Below are 19,072 nucleotides of genomic sequence, written 5' to 3'. Positions count from 1 at the left end.
CATCTTTTAGCTCTGGGCTCCTTCTTGTTTTGCCTGCTCCTTTTGCTTCTCTAGTTCGTCTATCTTGGTTACTACATAACCCGTGTTACTCAAGAGCCAATACTGTCGCTGCAGCTTTTGGACAAACTTTCTCTCATCCACTTCATCCTTACGCTGATGGTATAATTCCGCGACACGGATAACCCCCGATGGAAAAGCAAGATAGCTCATGAATAACTGCATTTCATCCTCACGGAACGGAAAATACTTCAGATAGACATAAATCCAGTCGATGATTTCATCTCCATACTTCGGCTGTGTCTTCAGCGATCTTGCTAAAAACGGCAGCAGATCCTGAATCGGCGAACCCTGCCGCGCCTTCTCGAAGTTGATGAAATACCCGTATCCTCTTTCATCAAATAGGAAGTGTTCTGGAGAGACTTTTCCATGAAGCGTTACGGTCCTCGTTTTCTTTTGCTCCTTCGTTTTTTCATTCCAGGTCTCAAGTTTCTGCTTTGCAAACTGGATTGCCTGACTGATTTGAATGTAATAAAGGCAAAAGGTCAGTTCAAACGGAGACATATATATCCTGTTCTCACAACTTTCTAAGAATCCATTAATGAATTCTTCTTCCTTTTCCCATTCTTTTAACGTTTTTTCGTAATGTTCTTGCTTAACTTCCATGCTGATTTCCATTTCCTTTACTGACAAAGTATGCATCCTCGCCAGTTCCCTGAACAACTGTTGATGTCTTTGTGATTGGTCCTCCCTTGTCTCATTCGGCATCCAGGGCATTAAATAATACAGTGACTTATTATACAAAACTGCATATCGCCCGTCGTTTGCCGGATAGACCGGAACAATCCTGTTATAGCCTTTTTGATAGAGATGCTGGATATGCCTGATAAAATCCGACCCCTCATACGGGTGTATTTTTTTCAGAGCGAATGTCCCTGACTTCGAATAGACTTTTTTCACTTTGCCGTAGTCCTCAGCAAAATACGGATCTATAGGGTACTGCTTTAACACTGCGGATTCTTCTTTTAAAAAATTGCGATCATCCATTGGATCTCGCCTACTTTCTAGACTTCGTATCGATAAATAGAGCTGGGCAGGTGTTAGACACCTGCCCATACTAAAAGCTATAGCAATCCCAGCCAGCAGCCAAGCCAGCCCTGACAACCAGCCTTCTTTTGGACAAGATTGCTACAGAACAAAAAGCGCAAGCGCCTCGTTCAGCCCCGAAGCGAGTCAAAGGACTAGGCAATGGAGCCAGGCTCTAATCTCAGCAGAAAAAATTTATAGTCTTTTACGAATTGTGAACCGCTACTCCCGGAACATATAGAACCTGGTCTTCATGGACCTCATGGTCGATGCTTAAGTGATTCACCCGCAAAAGCTGCTGCACCGGTACTTCATAGCGCTCAGAAATCGATTGGAGTGAGTCGCCTTGCTGGACAATGCACACTCTGATTTTGGCAACTTCTGTTTCTTCTTCCTTCCTCGCCAAAAATTCTGCGATGGAAATACCTTGCTTCATATTCGGTTTTTTCTTTTTCAATACTGGTGAAGATGAGCTTTCCGGTGATTCTTCCACTTCTGCAGGGATATTTTCAGCCTCAGTCTGGTCTTCTACTTCCAGCTCGACTTCAACTTCCTCCTGCTCTACTTCTACTTCTGCAACAGGCTCGGGCTCACCTCTGAAGTCACTTAAAGCATATTCAGGAACTGGCTGGTGTTCTCTTTGATCTTGCAGTTCAGGTTCAGATGCTGCTTCGGCATCTGCTTCTTTCTTTGCTTCTGCCCTGAATGGTGCATACAATTCCTCTTCATAGGAATCTTGTTCTTCATGATTTAAGGTTTCATTTTGCTGAACAAAAGAATAGGTCGGCGCTTCTGGGAAGTCTGCTTCAGCATCCTCTTCTGTTCTATCGCTAACTGCATCTGCAAAGGCTTCAGCCTCAACCTCTGCAGTAGCCTCCTCGCGGTAACTGACCTCCAGTTCCTCCGCTTCTTCCTGATCAGCCTCATGCTGCTGTTCGCCGTATAATCCTGTGATAGCAAGATCTGCGTTCAGCTTCAGGCGGTCTTTTTCAGGAAAAACATAATCAAATCCTTCCACTTGGATATCAATGTCATAAATACTTTCAATCCGATTTTTGGGGATTGTGATATCCACAGGGAAACGGTGAAGGAATTCATACACCCCCTCTTCCCGCTCCATGACAGAATGGACATACTTAAGAGCAGAGAGCTGTTCATCATTCTCTTGCTGCTGTTCATGACATGTATATTCCCCAGTCAACTCCAGCGATCCGCGAATGGATACGTATTGCTCATTCTCCTGGATGGTTATGCTCGGATCGAGTGAAATCGAGACAAGCTCCGCGACTTCCTGTCCTCTTTGAAACCACACTGACTCTTCTAATGAAAATCGCAGGCACGATTGATTCCCCTGAGACAAAGCGACTCCTCCTTTCATTCCTTAAACGTAAAATCACTATGTCATTAACACTTTATGAGTCTGTATTTACTTTTATGATAATTTAGAACATAAAAAGAGTTGGAGAGGGATTGTTTTGAAGGGAATCTTTATTGAAGAAAATTAAGACCAGGGAGACTTCGGACAAAGTGACAAGATCATTACCGGGTTTTGTCCGAACCTGACCCTACTTCGGACAAAGTTTCAAGATCTTGACTGGATTTTGTCCGAACCTGACCCTACTTCGGACAAAGTTTCAAGATCTTGACTGGGTTTTGTCTGAACCTGATGCTACTTCGGACAAAGTGACAAGATCATGACTGGGTTTTGTCCGAACCTGATGCTACTTCGGACAAAGTGACAAGATCATGACCGGGTTTTGTCCGAACCTGACCCTACTTCGGACAAAGTGACAAGATCATGACTGGGTTTTGTCTGAACCTGACCCTACTTCGGACAAAGTTTCAAGATCTTGACTGGGTTTTGTCCGAACCTGATGCTACTTCGGACAAAGTGACAAGATCATGACTGGGTTTTGTCCGAACCTGATGCTACTTCGGACAAAGTGACAAGATCATGACCGGGTTTTGTCTGAACCTGATGCTACTTCGGACAAAGTGACAAGATCATGACTGGGTTTTGTCCGAACCTGATGCTACTTCGGACAAAGTGACAAGATCATGACTGGGTTTTGTCCGAACCTGACCCTACTTCGGACAAAGTTATGAGATCATGACTGGGTTTTGTCCGAACCTGACCCTACTTCGGACAAAGTTACGAGATCATGACCGGGTTTTGTCCGAACCTGACCCTACTTCGGACAAAGTTATGAGATCATGACTGGGTTTTGTCTGAACCTGACCCTACTTCGGACAAAGTGACAAGATCATGACTGGGTTTTGTCCGAACCTGACCCTACTTCGGACAAAGTTTCAAGATCTTGACTGGGTTTTGTCTGAACCTGATGCTACTTCGGACAAAGTTTCAAGATCATGACCGGGTTTTGTCCGAACCTGACCCTACTTCGGACAAAGTGACAAGATCATGACCAGGTTTTGTCCGAACATGGGCTTACTTCGGACAAAGTGACGGGAAGATAACTGGATTTTGTCCGAACCATGCTGCCCACGCCCAAAAAAAAACACTCCCCATAAACGGAGAGTGTCATACCAATTATTTATTTTGCAGCTTGGCAAATGCTTTTTCAGCTGCTTGTATTGTTTTTTCCAGGTCTTCGTCTGTGTGTGCTGTTGAGAGGAATAATCCCTCAAATTGTGATGGCGGAAGGAATACTCCTTCATTAGCCATTTCACGGTAATAGGCTGCAAAGAACTCCAGGTCTGATTGTCTGGTCACGTCATAGTTGATGACATTTTCATTAGTGAAGAAGATGCCGATCATCGAGCCTGCACGGTTGATTGTGTGCGGAATTCCGTATTTCTCAGCCACAGTCTTCAGACCATTTTCAAGAATGTCAGCTTTGCGCTCAAACTCTTTGTATGACTCAGGAGTCAGCTGCTTCAATGTTTCAAGGCCAGCTGTCATCGCCAGCGGGTTGCCTGATAAAGTCCCAGCTTGGTAGATAGGACCACTTGGGGCTATTTGCTCCATTATTTCTCTTTTTCCACCATAAGCTCCCACTGGCAGTCCTCCGCCGATCACTTTTCCAAGGCAAGTCAGATCAGGTGTTACATTGTAATAACCCTGTGCACAGTGGTAGCCTACGCGGAATCCTGTCATGACCTCATCAAAAATCAAAACCGTCCCGTATTGTGTAGTGATTTCGCGAAGTCCCTCGAGGAAGCCTTCAACAGGAGGAACAACTCCCATATTCCCGGCTACTGGTTCCACGATCACGCCGGCGATATCATCACCATATTGCTGAAATGCGTAACGGACGCTCTCAAGATCATTGTAAGGTACTGTAATCGTGTTCTTGGCAACTCCCTCAGGAACACCAGGGCTGTCAGGCAAACCAAGCGTGGCGACGCCTGAACCAGCTTTTATAAGTAATGAATCCCCATGTCCATGGTAGCAGCCCTCAAACTTAAGGATTTTGTTTCGGTCAGTATACCCGCGAGCAAGGCGCAATGCACTCATCGTCGCCTCAGTTCCGGAAGAAACCATTCTTACCATCTCAATCGAAGGTACACGGTCAATAACTAATTGAGCAAGTTCATTTTCAACAACTGTTGGTGCACCAAAGCTTGTCCCAAGCTCAGCGACTTTCTTGATTCCTTCAACCACCTTTTCGTTCGTGTGGCCAAGAATCAGTGGTCCCCATGATAATACATAGTCAATATATTCATTGCCATCGATGTCATAGATTTTTGAACCTTTTCCTTTTTCCATGAAGATAGGATCCATATCGACAGACTTGAATGCGCGAACGGGGCTGTTAACTCCTCCAGGCAAAAGTTCTGTCGCTTCTTTAAAAGCTGCTATCGATTTATCATATGAGCGCATACTATCCCTCATTTCTATTAATTGGCTACGTGCCTCTCAAGATACCTCAAAATACCAGGACCTTTTATCAATTATTGTTCCTTCAGCCAGCGTGCTGCATCCTTCGCATGGTAGGTGATGATCAGGTCTGATCCAGCGCGCTTCATTCCTGTCAGCATTTCCATGACGATGCTCTTCTCGTCAACCCAGCCGTTTTGAGCTGCTGCTTTGACCATTGAATATTCACCGCTGACATTATAGATAACAACAGGCAGGTTAAAGTTATTTTTTACGTCACGGACGATATCCAGGTAAGGCATGCCCGGTTTGACGATAAGAAAGTCTGCTCCTTCGATGACATCTGATTCAGCTTCGCGCATCGCTTCAATACGGTTTGCAGGGTCCATCTGGTAGGATTTGCGGTCACCGAACTGTGGTGTGCTCTCAGCCGCTTCACGGAATGGACCGTAAAAGGCAGAAGAATATTTTACTGCGTAGGACATGATCGGCACATCATGGAATCCTGCTTCATCCAAAGCAAAACGAATAGCTGCAACAAATCCGTCCATCATGTTTGATGGTGCGATGATATCGGCGCCGGCTTGTGCCTGGCTGACGGCAGTCTTTCCCAACAGCTCAAGAGAAGGGTCGTTAAGAACTTTGCCATCCTCAATGACGCCGCAGTGGTCATGGCTTGTGTATTCACAAAGGCAAGTATCGGCGATGACAACCATCTCAGGAAAATCCTTTTTGATGACACGGATCGCTTCCTGCAAAATTCCGTGGTCGTGGTACGCCTGGCAGCCTACTTCATCTTTTTCGTCAGGAACACCGAAAAGAAGCACGGATTTAATGCCCAAAGAATCTACTTCAGTCATTTCTTCTTTTAAGTTATCAAGGGATAATTGATAGACTCCCGGCATTGAAGAAACTTCTTTTTTTACATTTTCTCCTTCAACGACAAAAAGCGGGTAGATCAAGTCTTCAGTGCGAAGATAGTTTTCACGTACAAGGGCGCGCATATTCGCTGTTTGGCGAAGACGGCGGTGTCGGCTGAATTCAAGGTGTTTCATGGATTACCCTCCAATATTCATAAAATTGGCAACGCTTTTCAGCATCTCTTCAACGGTGTATTTTTCTGGCATGGCATGGACCTTCAATCCCCGCTGCTCTGCCATCCTTTTGGATACAGGACCGATGCAGGCAACGATGCAATGATCCAGCTTGCCCCCTAAGTTATGTTCCTCTACGATTTTCATAAAATGATCAATCGTCGAAGGGCTTGTAAATGTAAGTATATCAAGACTTTCTTCTGTTAGCATCTTAACGAGCTTGGTTCTGCTTTCCTCGGGCAGGAACGTTTCGTAGATTATGATTTCGTCGACAATTGCGCCCTTTTCCTTCAATGAAGTGGAAATATAATCCCTGGCTAGATTTCCTTTTGGGATCAGGATCCTCTCGCCATGATTGACAAATGGTAAGAACTTATCAATAAATCCTTCGGCAACATATTCTGCTGGAACGAAGTCTACCTTTTCTCCCATGTCTTCAAGAGTTTCTTTTGTTTTTTCCCCAATCACAGCTTTTTTAGGCAGAAGAGCCTGTCCCTTTTTCATGAAGGAATAGAATGTCTCCACAGTTACATTGCTCGTAAAAATTATCCAATCGTAGGTATGTAAATTCGCAAGAGTATTATGTAGTTTATTAGAAGCCGCAACAGGCTGAAAGGCAATAAGAGGGATCTCCACGGGAATCCCTCCATTTCTTTTAACCATATCGGAGAAAGACTTCGCGTGAGCCTTTCCCCTAGGAATCATGACTGTTTTATTTTGGAGCGAATGCGCCGGAATCATTCACTATCAAGCTCCTGTTTTACCTTGTCGATCAAGTCTTTCGCTCCCTGGCTGATCAATTTATCAGCTGCAAGCTCACCAAGTTCTTCTGGATTCTTTCCAGTTACAATCTCCTTGAAGATCGTCTTTCCATCTGGAGAACCGACTAGTGCTGTCAGAACGATTTCTTCGTTATCGTTAAGATGCGCATAACCGGCAATCGGTACCTGGCAGCCGCCTTCCATCTTGTGAAGGAATGCTCTTTCGGCTCTAACCGTCGCACTTGTTTCAGCGCAAGTGAATTTTTCAAGCAATTGAAGAAGCTCTTCGTCATCGCCGCGGCACTCGATTGAAAGTGCGCCCTGGCCGACAGCAGGTACACAAATATCCTCATCAATGAACTCGGTTACTGTATCACTAGCCCATCCCATACGCTTCAAACCGGCAGCAGCAAGGATTATGCCATCATAGTCTTCCGTTTCAAGCTTAGAGATCCTTGTATCAATGTTTCCACGGATCCACTTCATTTCAAGGTCAGGGCGTTGAGCCAATAGCTGAGCGCTCCTGCGAAGGCTGCTTGTGCCAATTACTGAACCTGATTTTAATTCTTTTAAAAGTACATTGCCGTTGGAAATCAGCACATCCCGGTGGTCTTCCCTCTCAGGAATTGCCCCAATGACAAGCCCTTCTGGAAGTACTGCAGGCATATCTTTCATACTATGGACAGCCATATCAATTTCTTTGTCGAGCATAGCCTGTTCAATCTCTTTTACAAAAAGGCCTTTTCCTCCGACCTTTGATAAAGTCACATCGAGAATTTTGTCTCCTTTTGTGACAATTTCCTTTACTTCAAATTCAAAAGGAGCACCCAATTTCTTTAACTGTTCAATTACCCAATTTGTTTGTGTCAATGCTAGCTTACTCCGTCTGGAGCCAACGATAATTTTCCTCATGACAGCCTCCTAATTATTGATACCAAAAATGGAAAGATGATAATTTTCCGAAAAGGAAAAAATTTATTAAAACAATCAGGAACGAAGCGACGTTCCATAGCGCAAGTGCTCTTCCATACATTTCTTTTCCAACCCTTAAATATAGGTAAATGCTGTATACTGCGAGAACGATGAATGAACCGAGCAGCTTGGCATCATACCAGGCAAGGTCAGGTACTTTGATCCACGCCCATTGAAGACCGAGGATGAGGCTCAGGATTAACATCGGCACTCCGATGACATTCAATATGTATGACCAATAATCAAGTTTCGTTAAATCGGTGATCCGCCATAACAGCTTACCCCACTTTTTCCGCTTTAAAAGGTCATACTGAATAAGGTATAGCAGTGAAAAGACCACTGAAATAGAGAATGCCCCATATGACAGGATCGCCATGGTGATATGAATGAGCAAAAGCTCTGATATCAGTTGTTCGGACATGACATTGGAGTCATAGTGCACCGGTGCAAAGGTATGGATCGCCATGATGATAAATCCAAGCACATTTGTAAAAAAGACAATAAAATCTACTTTTAATAGTTTATTGATCGCCAGCGACAGCGTCACGAGTACCCACGCATAAAAGTAAAGTCCTTCAGAGAGCGTCAGGACTGGGAAACGGCCTTTGTCGACCATATAATATAACAGAAAAATCGTCTGGAATCCCCAAACAAATGCAAGTAACCAGAAGGCACTTTTGTTTGCCCTCCGGTTACTGTTAAGAAAATCGATAAAGTATAAGAGCACGCTTGCCGCATAAATCACAATGGTTATTTCATGGAGACGCGTAATATAAAGTTCACCCATGGGCAACTACCTCTCTTACGACTGAAAAGAAGCCTGAGGCGAAGGAACTTTTACCTGCTTGGTTTCAGCCGTTTTCATTCCTTCTTGTTCAGCGACGAGCTGTTCAATATTAAAAATCTTCACGAATAAATTCAGTGCTTCATCTGCATCAGGTCCAGCAGCAAGCTCTTTCGCCTGCAGGATTGGATCCTTTAGGAGCTGATTGATGATGCTCTTTGTATGCTTGTTAAGCACTTTAATATCACGTTCAGATAGATGTGACAATTTCCGTTCGATGCTGTCCATCGTTTCCTGCTGGATTGAAAGGGCTTTGACCCTCAATGCAGAGATGACAGGAACGACGCCAAGCGTATTGAGCCACTGTTTGAATTGGACAATCTCACTTTCTATCATGATCAGGATTTTCTCTGCAGCCTTCTGGCGTTCTTGCAGATTCGCTTCAACGATACCCTCTAGATCATCGATATCATAGAGGAACACATTTTCAAGCGTCGCAATTTCCGGGTCAAGGTCACGCGGAACAGCTATATCGACCATGAATAATGGTTTGCCTTTTCTCATTTGCTCGACCTTTGCCATCATATCCTTTGTGACGACAAAGTTTTTCGCACCTGTTGAACTGATCAGGATATCTGCATCCACCAGCTCAGTCTGAAGCTCATCCATAGTTTTGGCCATACCGGAAAATCGATTAGCCAAATCCTCAGCTTTCTGGTAAGTACGGTTGATGACCGTCACTTTCTTCGCGCCATTTGCATGCAGGTTCTGGATCGCAAGCTCGCCCATCTTGCCTGCACCAAGAATCAGCACATGCTTTTGATCAAGAGAGCCGAAAATCTTCTTGGCAAGTTCAACAGCTGCGTAGCTGACTGAAACAGCGTTCGCTCCGATATCTGTTTCGGAATGGCCGCGCTTGGCAATTGTGACTGCCTGTTTGAATAGCTGATTGAAGACCGTTCCGGTCGTGTTCTTGTCAAGGCCAAGCATGAAGCTTGAGCGCACTTGTCCAAGTATTTGAGTTTCACCCAGAACCATGGAATTCAAGCCGCAAGAAACCTTAAATAAATGTTCAATTGCGCCATCTTGTTCGTAAATGAACAGGAAAGGCGTAAATTCTGCCTGTGGGATTCCGAACCATTCAGATAAAAACTCTTTGATATAATATCTGCCAGTGTGAAGCTGGTCCACGACAGCATATATTTCTGTACGGTTGCACGTTGATACGATGACATTCTCTAGGATGCTCTTCTTTTCCTGAAGGGCACTCATCGCTTCACCAAGGTTTCCCTCGTTGAATGTCAATCTTTCGCGGATTTCAACAGGGGCAGTTTTATAGTTTAGACCGACAACGATAATATGCATTATTAATTGACACCCCCACATAGAAATTGCATAATTGGCTAAGGCAATTATACATGACGTTTTTTACCTTTAAATGATGTAAATGTGAACAACTGTTGAAAAAAACATATATATATTAGCATTGATTAAATTTAACTATTTCGTCCGTCTGTTTGTTATACTTTTATACTATATCAAAAGCAAATAAACATACTCCCTAATGTACCTTATCAAAGTTTGTCCCTTAATTCAAGTGAGCCTTTCTGGAAGTGGTGAAACAATGAAAAATCAGAGAATTACACCAGGAATGATACTAATCGGTTTTGGTATTTACTTTTATCTTCAGCAGGAAAATGTTTCGTTGTTCACTGAGTTTTATACGTGGCAGACACTCTTGATTATTGTCGGGGCTGCCTTTTTAGTTCAAGGCTACTGGGGAAAGGATTATGAAGCTATCTTTCCAGGCGTAATCCTCGTCGGCTTCGGTGTCCACTTTCATGTGGTCAATAAGTTCGACCTATGGCCCGATCACCTCGGCGCCTTCATCTTAATCATCGCTCTAGGATTCTTGCTGCGATACCAGAAAACAGGCAATGGCTTGTTTCACGGAGTCCTCTTTCTCATTTTAGCTGGTTTGCTATTGTTTTATGACAGAATCACCGGATGGCTTGGTTTATTGGAAAATGGAGTCTCGACGGCATGGAGATTTTGGCCGGCAACATTGATCTTTATTGGTGTTTACTTGTTATTCATTAAAAAGAAATAAGAAAATTAGCCAATCCTAGAAGCCCGACACCCATCTTAGACGTCCAAAGAGCAAATACTTAAAAAAGTAATAAAACCCGCACCTTAATTGTCAACGGTGCGGGTTTCTTGTTTTATAATGATTATTTCATGAAACTTCCTAATACTGACCAGGCTTTGTCTTTCCCTTCTCCTGTTTCTGATGAGAAAAGAATGATTGTATCGTCCGGATCCATATCAAGGGTTTCTCTTGTAATCTTCACATGCTTTTGCCACTTTGATTTTGGAATTTTATCGGCCTTGGTTGCGATGATGATGACAGGGATCTCATAATGCTTCAGGAAATCATACATCATCACATCGTCCTTTGAAGGCGGGTGCCTCAAATCAACGATCATCAGCATTGCTTTCAGTTGTTCCCGTGAAGTAATGTAAGTTTCAATCATCTTACCCCATGCTTCACGTTCGGATTTTGATACTTTAGCGTAACCATAACCCGGAACATCTACAAAATGAAGTATTTCATTTATTAAATAAAAATTCAAGGTCTGTGTTTTTCCAGGCTTTGACGAAGTCCTGGTCAGGGCTTTTCTATTTAGCATTTTATTGATAAACGAAGACTTGCCAACATTCGACCGGCCTGCAAGAGCGAACTCCGGAAGATTGCTTTCCGGATATTGATTCAGCCTTACGGCACTGATTACGATTTCTGCACTATTTACCTTCATTGTGAATCACCGCTTGCGAGAGCGTGCTTCAGTACTTCATCTAAATGAGAAACTAACACAAATTCAAGCTCCTTACGTACACTTTCTGGAATATCATCAATATCTTTTTCATTATCTTTTGGACAAATAACCTTTGTTAAACCTGCTCTGTGAGCACTTAATGATTTTTCCTTGAGACCGCCAATTGGCAATACGCGTCCCCTAAGAGTTATTTCTCCTGTCATTCCTACTTCCCTGCGGATCGGCTTTCCTGATAAAGCAGATACAAGCGCAGTTGCAATCGTAATACCCGCAGAAGGACCATCTTTCGGAACAGCACCCTCAGGAACATGGATATGGATATCATTCTTTTCATGGAAGTCCGGATCAATGTCCAGATCCTTCGCCTTTGAGCGAACATAGCTGAACGCAGCCTGGGCTGACTCCTTCATGACATCCCCAAGCTTACCAGTAAGGACGAGCTTGCCTTTTCCTGGAGACAGGGAGACTTCTATTTGGAGGGTATCTCCACCAACTGTTGTATATGCGAGACCGGTAGCAACACCTATCTGGTCCTCCAACTCAGCCTGCCCATACCTGAACTTAGTCTTTCCGAGGAAGTCCTCGACGTTCTTTTCGCTAACGGTCACACGTTTTTTCTCTCCAGAAACAACAATTTTCGCTGTTTTTCTGCAGATGGATGCGAGCTGCCTTTCAAGGGAGCGCACACCAGATTCCCGTGTATAATAACGAATTACCTTGGTAATCGCGTCATCCTTCATTTGAAGCTGTGATTTCGACAGGCCATGGTCGTTGATTTGTCTTGGAAGGAGATGGTCCTTGGCAATGTGCAGCTTTTCCTGCTCTGTATAGCCCGCAATATTGATGATCTCCATTCTGTCGAGCAAAGGGCCAGGTACAGTTGAAAGATTGTTGGCTGTAGCAATGAACATTACTTTAGAAAGGTCATATGGCTCTTCAATGTAATGATCGCTGAAATTATGGTTTTGTTCGGGATCGAGCACTTCTAGCATCGCTGAAGAAGGATCACCTCGGAAATCATTGGACATTTTATCGATTTCATCAAGAAGGAAAACAGGGTTAATCGTTCCTGCCTTTTTCATCCCCTGGATGACCCTGCCCGGCATAGCACCGACATAAGTCCTTCTGTGGCCGCGAATTTCTGACTCATCCCGTACACCGCCTAAAGACACCCTTACGAAATTACGGTTCAGGGATTTAGCGATCGACCTGGCCAGGCTCGTTTTACCGACTCCCGGAGGTCCCGCCAGACAAAGGATCGGTCCTTTCAATGAGTTTGTCAGCTTCTGGACAGCTAGATACTCAAGAACTCTTTCCTTTACTTTTTCCAGGCCGTAATGGTCCTTATCAAGGATCTTTTCAGCTTTGCTGATATCAAGATCATCCTCTGTCGCCTTTGACCAAGGCAAAGCAACTAGCCATTCAATATAATTCCGGATTACTGCACTTTCTGCTGAAGTTGTCGGCACCTTTTCATAACGGTCTAGTTCCTTCAAAGCAGTTTCCTTCACATGATCAGGCATTCCAGCAAGCTCGATTTTTTCGGTAAGCTCAGCAATTTCTCCTGTCTTTCCTTCCTTTTCACCAAGCTCCTTCTGGATGGCCTTCATTTGTTCACGCAAATAATATTCTTTCTGAGTTCGCTCCATCGAACGCTTTACACGCTGGCCAATCTTTTTCTCGAGGCCCCAGCACTTCTTTTTCATTATGGATGATTTCGATGACCCGATTCATCCGGTCCTTGATGTCAATCGTCTCGAGAATTTCCTGCTTCTCTTTCAGCTTTAGCGGAAGGTGGGAAGCGATGATATCAGCCATTCTTCCTGGCTCTTCAATATCAGAAACAGATGCATACGTTTCCGCAGAGATTTTCTTGGACATTTTTATGTATTGTTCGAAATACTCAAGCATTGTCCTCATCAATGCTTCATCTTCGACATCCTTTGATTCATCATCTTCAAAGGTTCTTACTTTGCAGGAATAATGGTCATTCTCATCAAAAAGTTCAATGATTTCAGCTCTGGACAATCCTTCAACCAATACGCGGATCGTTCCGTTCGGGAGCTTCAGCATTTGTTTGACGCGAGTCAATGTACCCACCTGGTACAGATCCTCCTCGCCTGGTTCATCTATGGATATATCCTTTTGGGTTGTGAGATAGATTAAATGGTCATCCACCATTGCCTTCTCCAATGCCTGTACCGATTTTTCCCGCCCTACATCCAAATGCAGAACCATCGTCGGGTACACAAGCAAACCGCGCAGCGGCAGGAGTGGGACAGTGTGCTCATTCTTATTCGCCATGACATTGCACCTCCAACATGCATTGTATCAAACCATAAGTATAAAAATACTTGTTGTTCAATTCTATCGTATTTATTTTCAAGTGTCTAATAACAAGAGCCGTTTGCACCGTTTTGCCTCATTGATTAGTATCCTGATTTTCATGTAAAATATGTCCACATCTGAAGTTACTTTCAAATCCAAAAGGCAGCTATTTTGAAAATAGCAACTTCAGCATTCGTCCCTTACCCCCTCTTTCCTTTTTCATGGAAAAATAAACACTTTTTTGCCGCTTGGCTGACTTTCATGCTAAACAGCGGCAAAATAGCGTAAAAAAAGAACGCCCGCAAGCGTTCTTCTTTTATTCTAGCTCGTCTCTTTTGCTGTTAAGTCACTAGCAGCCTGGATGATTTGCTCCCGCGGATGGTCTTTTTCAAGAGCAATCTCAAAAACCTCATTCAGATGGGTGACTGGAATAATTTCTATATCTGTGATTTCGTTAAGGATCGTCTGCACATTTTCCTTTGGAATGATGACCTTCTTGGCTCCTGCTTTTTTCGCTGCCTTTACTTTTGGGTAGACACCGCCAATCGGCTTTACATTTCCATGGATGCTGATTTCTCCAGTCATTGCGACTGTATGGTCCATCGGGATTTTATAGATTGCTGAATAAATTCCCGTCGCCATTGCGATCCCGGCAGATGGACCATCGATCGGGGTACCACCAGGGAAATTCACATGGATGTCGAACTCATCAGCCGGAACACCCATCGATCTTAGAACAGTGATCACATTCTCAATCGAACCTCGTGCCATGCTCTTTCTGCGGATTGATTTCCCCTGTCCGCCGATGCTCTCTTCATCGACGATTCCAGTAATGTTGATTGAGCCCTTTTCCTTCGCTTTAATAACAGTAACTTCGATTTCAAGAAGCGCTCCGGTATTTGGACCATACACAGCCAGTCCATTAACTAGGCCGACCGTTGACTTTTCATTGATCCTTCTTTCCATCCTTGGTGTCAGTTGACTTGAATGAACGACCCATTCAATTTCCTCTTCTTTAATGTAGGTTCTTTCATCGGTAATGGCAAGCCCAGCAGCAATCTGGACCATATTTACGGCTTCTCGGCCATTCCGCGCATAATTTGACAGAATGTCTATCGCTTTTTCACTCATAGCCAGTTCTACTTTCTCTGCTGCATTCCTCGCTACCTCTGAAATTTCCTCCTGTGTCAGCTCACGGAAAAATACTTCCATGCATCTTGATCTTATTGCTGGAGGGATTTCACTCGGAGTCCTTGTTGTCGCACCTACGAGACGGAAGTCTGCAGGGAGCCCATTTTTGAAGATGTCGTGGATATGGCTCGGGATTTGCGTATTTTCCTCATTATAATAAGCACTCTCTAAAAACACTTTCCTGTCTTCCAGTACTTTTAAAAGCTTGTTCATCTGAATTGGGTGCAGCTCGCCAATTTCATCAATGAATAAAACGCCTCCATGTGCATTGGTCACAGCACCCTGTTTTGGCTGAGGAATGCCAGCCTGTCCCATCGCACCGGCCCCTTGATAGATCGGATCATGAACAGAACCGATTAACGGGTCGGCAATTCCCCGCTCATCAAACCTGGCAGTGGTAGCATCCAGCTCAACAAATACTGATGCTTTTTTGAAGGGGGATTTTTGGTTTTGCTTTGCTTCTTCCAATACGAGCCTGGCTGCAGCAGTTTTCCCTACTCCCGGCGGCCCATAAATGATGACGTGCTGTGGATTGGGCCCACACAATGCTGCTTTGAGTGCCTTGATTCCATCTTCCTGTCCAACTATGTCCTTGAAGCTGGATGGCCTGACTTTTTCAGCAAGCGGTTCACTCAATGAGACGGATCTCATCTTTCTTAACTGCTCCATTTCCTTTCGGGATTCCCGATCAATTGATACTTTTTGCGTCCGCTGATTCCTGAGTAAATTCCAGAAATACAGCCCGATGATAATTCCGAAAAACAGCTGTATAAACAAGGCGATTCCGGTCCAACTCAATTTACATTCCCTCCCGTTGATACTATTGGCTTTAACCTAGTATCTCCCTGACACTGTTGGAATAAACAATATTTCCAAGTGAATTTTTCCACCTGGAGAGACCGGGTTTGATCGAGAATTATCGGGATTTTTCAGGAGGATTTTGGGTAGATCGAACAACTTTTCTTCTTTTACTACTAAACCAGTCCGAAGTTGGCCCTGGTTCGGACACCTTTTCGTCTTTTACCACTATACTTGTCCGAAGATGGGTCTTATTCTGACAGCTTTTCCTCCTTCATCATCAATTCTGTCCGAAGGTCCCCCTAACTTTGACTGTAATCTAAGTTTCAGATGGAATTTTACATAATAAAAAATCCCGGTGAAAATTCACCGGGATTTAATAAGCATTATGCTGAATTTCTTTCGTCTTTAAGGACTGTTCCGTCCTCTAATACTAGCTTTGGCGGCATGTTGTTTTCGACTGTTTCCTTTGTGATGATACATTTTACGATATCTTCACGGGATGGTAGGTCGAACATGACGTCCAGCATGATGCCTTCGATGATTGAACGAAGTCCGCGTGCACCAGTTTTGCGTTCGATTGCCTTTTTGGCAATTTCAATGAGTGCATCGTCTTCAAAATCAAGCTCGACATCATCAAGATTAAGCATTTTTTGATACTGTTTTACAAGAGCGTTCTTCGGTTTTGTCAGGATTTCGACTAGCGCTTCTTCATCAAGCGGAGTCAGACTGGCAATTACCGGAAGACGGCCGATGAATTCAGGAATCAACCCGAATTTAAGCAGGTCTTCAGGAAGGACTTTTGAAAGCAATTCTTTCTTGTCTAGGTCTTCCTCTTTCTTTTCAGAGCCAAAGCCAATTACTTTCTGGCCAAGGCGACGCTTAATGATTTGCTCGATCCCGTCGAATGCTCCGCCGCAAATGAACAGGATATTTGTTGTATCGATTTGGATGAATTCTTGGTGTGGATGCTTTCGTCCACCTTGTGGCGGTACACTTGCAACTGTTCCTTCAAGAATTTTAAGGAGCGCCTGCTGCACACCTTCACCGGAAACATCTCTAGTAATGGAAGGGTTTTCGGATTTCCTGGCAATCTTATCGATTTCATCGATGTAAATGATTCCTTTTTCAGCCTTTTCAACATCGTAATCAGCTGATTGGATCAATTTCAATAGAATGTTTTCAACATCTTCACCAACATAACCTGCTTCTGTCAGTGATGTTGCATCAGCGATTGCGAATGGAACATTGAGAATACGAGCTAATGTTTGAGCAAGCAAAGTTTTGCCGCTACCAGTAGGCCCGATCATCGCAATATTACTTTTTGAAAGTTCTACATCATCAATCTTGCTGTTTGAGTTGATACGCTTATAGTGATTGTAAACGGCTACAGACAGGTTCTTTTTCGCCTGGTCCTGACCAATTACATACTCATTAAGGATATCACGGATTTCCAATGGTTTTGGAACATCCTTAAACTCAACTTCTTCTTCAGTGCCAAGTTCTTCTTCAACGATTTCTGTGCATAATTCAATACACTCGTCACAGATATAGACGCCTGGCCCTGCTACCAATTTGCGAACTTGATCCTGCGTCTTGCCGCAGAAAGAACATTTAAGCTGCCCTTTTTCATCATTAAATTTGAACAATGCCTTCACCCCTTGAGAACTTCTAAACATATATAAAGCTGCGATTCATAAGCAAACGATAAGTTAAGTAACAGTTGTTTCTGCTGCTTTTTCGAGCAGGTATGTATTGCATTGTATCACATTTTGCCAGGGGACAGGAAATAATAACCCTCAGCCATTTCAGTTTCGCGCTTATGAATCGAAAAAAATATGTACTAATTCATCTTTTCCATAAATCATGCCGTTAAATCGACTTATATGAAATTGCTAAAAAAATTATGTATGTATATTGGTGTTAATTGTAGAAAACAAGGCACGATATACTCGCGCCTTGTTTCTATATTATATACTTAGTATAAAATTGACTTCGAGATATGTCTAGCTGTGGCTTCTGACTCCACGAAATATTTGCCGGAGTTGACCAGTCGCCTGCTCTTTTCTCTAATTATTCAGCAGTTTTGCTGTTTTCTACTAGGAAATCAACTGCTTTCTTCATTTGAAGATCGCCTTTGATTCCGTCTAAGCTTCCGCCTAGTGCTGCCTGGATTTGGTCAGCAGTCATATTGTACATTTCAGACATCTTTTGAAGCTCTGCACTTACTTCTTCATCAGTTACTTCGATGTTTTCAGCTTTTGCAATTGCTTCAAGAGTAAGATTCACACGTACGCGTGTAGAAGCTTCTTCGTTCATTTGTTCGCGAAGAGCAGCTTCATCTTGACCTGAGAACTGGTAGTATAGGTCAAGGTTCATGCCTTGCATTTGAAGGCGTTGTTCGAATTCGTTAACCATACGGTCGATTTCAGTGTTGATCATTGATTCAGGAACTTCGATTTCAGCGTTAGCTGCTGCTTTTTCTACAACAGTGTCACGTTCGAAATGTTCTTTTTGGTGTGCTTTATCGTGTGCAAGACGATCTTTGATCTTTGTCTTAAGCTCATCTAAAGTTTCAACTTCTTCGTCAGCATCTTTAGCGAACTCATCATCTAGAGCTGGAAGTTCTTTTCCTTTGATTTCGTGAATTTTCACTTTGAAAGTTGCTGGCTTACCAGCAAGTTCAGCTGCATGGTACTCTTCAGGGAAAGAAACCTCTACATCTTTTTCTTCGCCAGTAGATGTTCCAACTAGCTGTTCTTCGAAGCCAGGGATGAATGAACCTGAACCAAGTTCAAGTGCATAGTTTTCAGCTTTGCCGCCTTCGAAAGCTTCGCCATCAACGAATCCTTCGAAATCGATGACAACATTGTCGCCATTGTCAGCTGTTCCTTCTTCTTTAACAACAAGTTCAGCTTGCTTTTCTTGCATTGCTTTCAATTCGTTCTCTACTTCTTCATCAGTTACGTTTGTGTCGAATGCTTCTACTTCAAGTCCTTTGTAATCGCCAAGCTTTACTTCAGGCTTTACTGTTACAGTTGCCTTGATGATCAAGCTCTTGCCCTTTTCGATTTGTTCTACATCGATTTCTGGGCGGTCAACTGGCTCGATTCCAGTTTCGTCGATTGCACTTGCATATGCTTCTGGAAGAAGGATATCAATTGCATCCTGATATAAAGATTCTACGCCGAAACGCTTTTCAAACATTTGGCGAGGCATTTTTCCTTTACGGAATCCTGGTACGTTAATTTGCTTAACGACTTTCTTGAATGCAGCGTCAAGACCTTGGTTGACCTTTTCTGCATCTACTTCAATTGTTAGAACCGTTTGGTTCCCTTCTCTTTTTTCTACCTTTGCAGACATACGTTTCCCTCCAACAATAA

At 43.5% G+C, this 19,072-nt stretch carries 13 protein-coding genes and 1 pseudogene; 1 reads left to right on the top strand and 13 read right to left on the bottom strand.

The annotated features are described in order from the left end of the window. Positions 1-6 precede the first annotated feature (6 nt). From ysxE to hemA, 8 genes are all read right to left on the bottom strand, one after another. A complete protein-coding gene (gene ysxE / locus LC048_RS04305) occupies positions 7-1,044 on the bottom strand; it encodes a spore coat protein YsxE (RefSeq protein WP_226603924.1) in 1,038 nt (345 codons plus the stop codon). 244 nt (positions 1,045-1,288) lie between these two features. Then, positions 1,289-2,443: a stage VI sporulation protein D gene (spoVID, locus tag LC048_RS04300; RefSeq protein WP_306049528.1), complete on the bottom strand. Its 1,155-nt coding sequence runs from the start codon at positions 2,441-2,443 to the stop codon at positions 1,289-1,291. Positions 2,444-3,634: 1,191 nt separating this feature from the next. Beyond that, positions 3,635-4,927 (bottom strand): glutamate-1-semialdehyde 2,1-aminomutase, encoded by a 1,293-nt coding sequence (hemL, locus tag LC048_RS04295; protein ID WP_306049526.1) that lies wholly within the window; start codon positions 4,925-4,927, stop codon positions 3,635-3,637. 71 nt (positions 4,928-4,998) lie between these two features. Continuing rightward, on the bottom strand, positions 4,999-5,979 hold the full coding sequence (hemB, locus tag LC048_RS04290; RefSeq protein WP_306049524.1) for a porphobilinogen synthase: 981 nt from the start codon (positions 5,977-5,979) through the stop codon (positions 4,999-5,001). Positions 5,980-5,982: 3 nt separating this feature from the next. Then, positions 5,983-6,723, bottom strand: a complete 741-nt coding sequence (locus LC048_RS04285) for a uroporphyrinogen-III synthase (protein ID WP_371932040.1) — start codon at positions 6,721-6,723, stop codon at positions 5,983-5,985. A gap of 32 nt (positions 6,724-6,755) precedes the next feature. After that, entirely contained in the window at positions 6,756-7,691 is a 936-nt protein-coding gene (hemC, locus tag LC048_RS04280) for a hydroxymethylbilane synthase (RefSeq protein WP_226603910.1), read from the bottom strand. A 13-nt stretch (positions 7,692-7,704) separates the two neighbouring features. Continuing rightward, the gene (locus LC048_RS04275) at positions 7,705-8,538 is read right to left on the bottom strand and encodes a cytochrome C assembly family protein (protein ID WP_226603908.1); all 834 of its coding nucleotides are present in this window, start codon (positions 8,536-8,538) and stop codon (positions 7,705-7,707) included. 15 nt (positions 8,539-8,553) lie between these two features. Further along, positions 8,554-9,900: a glutamyl-tRNA reductase gene (gene hemA / locus LC048_RS04270; RefSeq protein WP_226603907.1), complete on the bottom strand. Its 1,347-nt coding sequence runs from the start codon at positions 9,898-9,900 to the stop codon at positions 8,554-8,556. Between the two features lie 259 nt (positions 9,901-10,159). On the opposite strand from hemA, the gene LC048_RS04265 reads away from it, so the two are divergent. Beyond that, positions 10,160-10,645, top strand: a complete 486-nt coding sequence (locus LC048_RS04265) for a LiaI-LiaF-like domain-containing protein (protein WP_306049521.1) — start codon at positions 10,160-10,162, stop codon at positions 10,643-10,645. 121 nt (positions 10,646-10,766) lie between these two features. On the opposite strand, the gene yihA is transcribed toward LC048_RS04265, so the two are convergent. The 5 genes and pseudogenes from yihA to tig form a co-directional block, all read right to left on the bottom strand. Continuing rightward, on the bottom strand, positions 10,767-11,351 hold the full coding sequence (gene yihA / locus LC048_RS04260; protein ID WP_306049519.1) for a ribosome biogenesis GTP-binding protein YihA/YsxC: 585 nt from the start codon (positions 11,349-11,351) through the stop codon (positions 10,767-10,769). Next, a pseudogene (gene lon / locus LC048_RS04255) lies at positions 11,348-13,676 on the bottom strand (endopeptidase La). Before lon ends, yihA begins: the two are co-directional and overlap by 4 nt. Positions 13,677-14,021: 345 nt before the next feature. Next, entirely contained in the window at positions 14,022-15,689 is a 1,668-nt protein-coding gene (lonB, locus tag LC048_RS04250; RefSeq protein ID WP_226603897.1) for an ATP-dependent protease LonB, read from the bottom strand. 386 nt (positions 15,690-16,075) lie between these two features. Next, positions 16,076-17,338: an ATP-dependent protease ATP-binding subunit ClpX gene (clpX, locus tag LC048_RS04245; protein ID WP_226603883.1), complete on the bottom strand. Its 1,263-nt coding sequence runs from the start codon at positions 17,336-17,338 to the stop codon at positions 16,076-16,078. Positions 17,339-17,762: 424 nt separating this feature from the next. Continuing rightward, positions 17,763-19,052, bottom strand: a complete 1,290-nt coding sequence (gene tig, locus LC048_RS04240; RefSeq protein ID WP_226603880.1) for a trigger factor — start codon at positions 19,050-19,052, stop codon at positions 17,763-17,765. Between the last annotated feature and the right edge of the window lie 20 nt (positions 19,053-19,072).

Origin of the sequence: Mesobacillus subterraneus (assembly GCF_020524355.2) — a bacterium.
GTDB classification, from domain to species: domain Bacteria; phylum Bacillota; class Bacilli; order Bacillales; family Cytobacillaceae; genus Mesobacillus; species Mesobacillus subterraneus_C.
Note: the sequence above shows the minus strand (reverse complement) of the source record. Positions and strands in the feature narration are given on the sequence as shown.

Coding starts and splice junctions, on each gene's coding strand:
- ysxE (WP_226603924.1), bottom strand. CDS start 1,044: ATGGATGATCGCAATTTTTTAAAAGAAGAATCCGCAGTGTTAAAGCAG.
- hemL (WP_306049526.1), bottom strand. CDS start 4,927: ATGCGCTCATATGATAAATCGATAGCAGCTTTTAAAGAAGCGACAGAA.
- hemB (WP_306049524.1), bottom strand. CDS start 5,979: ATGAAACACCTTGAATTCAGCCGACACCGCCGTCTTCGCCAAACAGCG.
- LC048_RS04285 (WP_371932040.1), bottom strand. CDS start 6,723: ATGATTCCTAGGGGAAAGGCTCACGCGAAGTCTTTCTCCGATATGGTT.
- hemC (WP_226603910.1), bottom strand. CDS start 7,691: ATGAGGAAAATTATCGTTGGCTCCAGACGGAGTAAGCTAGCATTGACA.
- LC048_RS04275 (WP_226603908.1), bottom strand. CDS start 8,538: ATGGGTGAACTTTATATTACGCGTCTCCATGAAATAACCATTGTGATT.
- hemA (WP_226603907.1), bottom strand. CDS start 9,900: ATGCATATTATCGTTGTCGGTCTAAACTATAAAACTGCCCCTGTTGAA.
- LC048_RS04265 (WP_306049521.1), top strand. CDS start 10,160: ATGAAAAATCAGAGAATTACACCAGGAATGATACTAATCGGTTTTGGT.
- yihA (WP_306049519.1), bottom strand. CDS start 11,351: ATGAAGGTAAATAGTGCAGAAATCGTAATCAGTGCCGTAAGGCTGAAT.
- tig (WP_226603880.1), bottom strand. CDS start 19,052: ATGTCTGCAAAGGTAGAAAAAAGAGAAGGGAACCAAACGGTTCTAACA.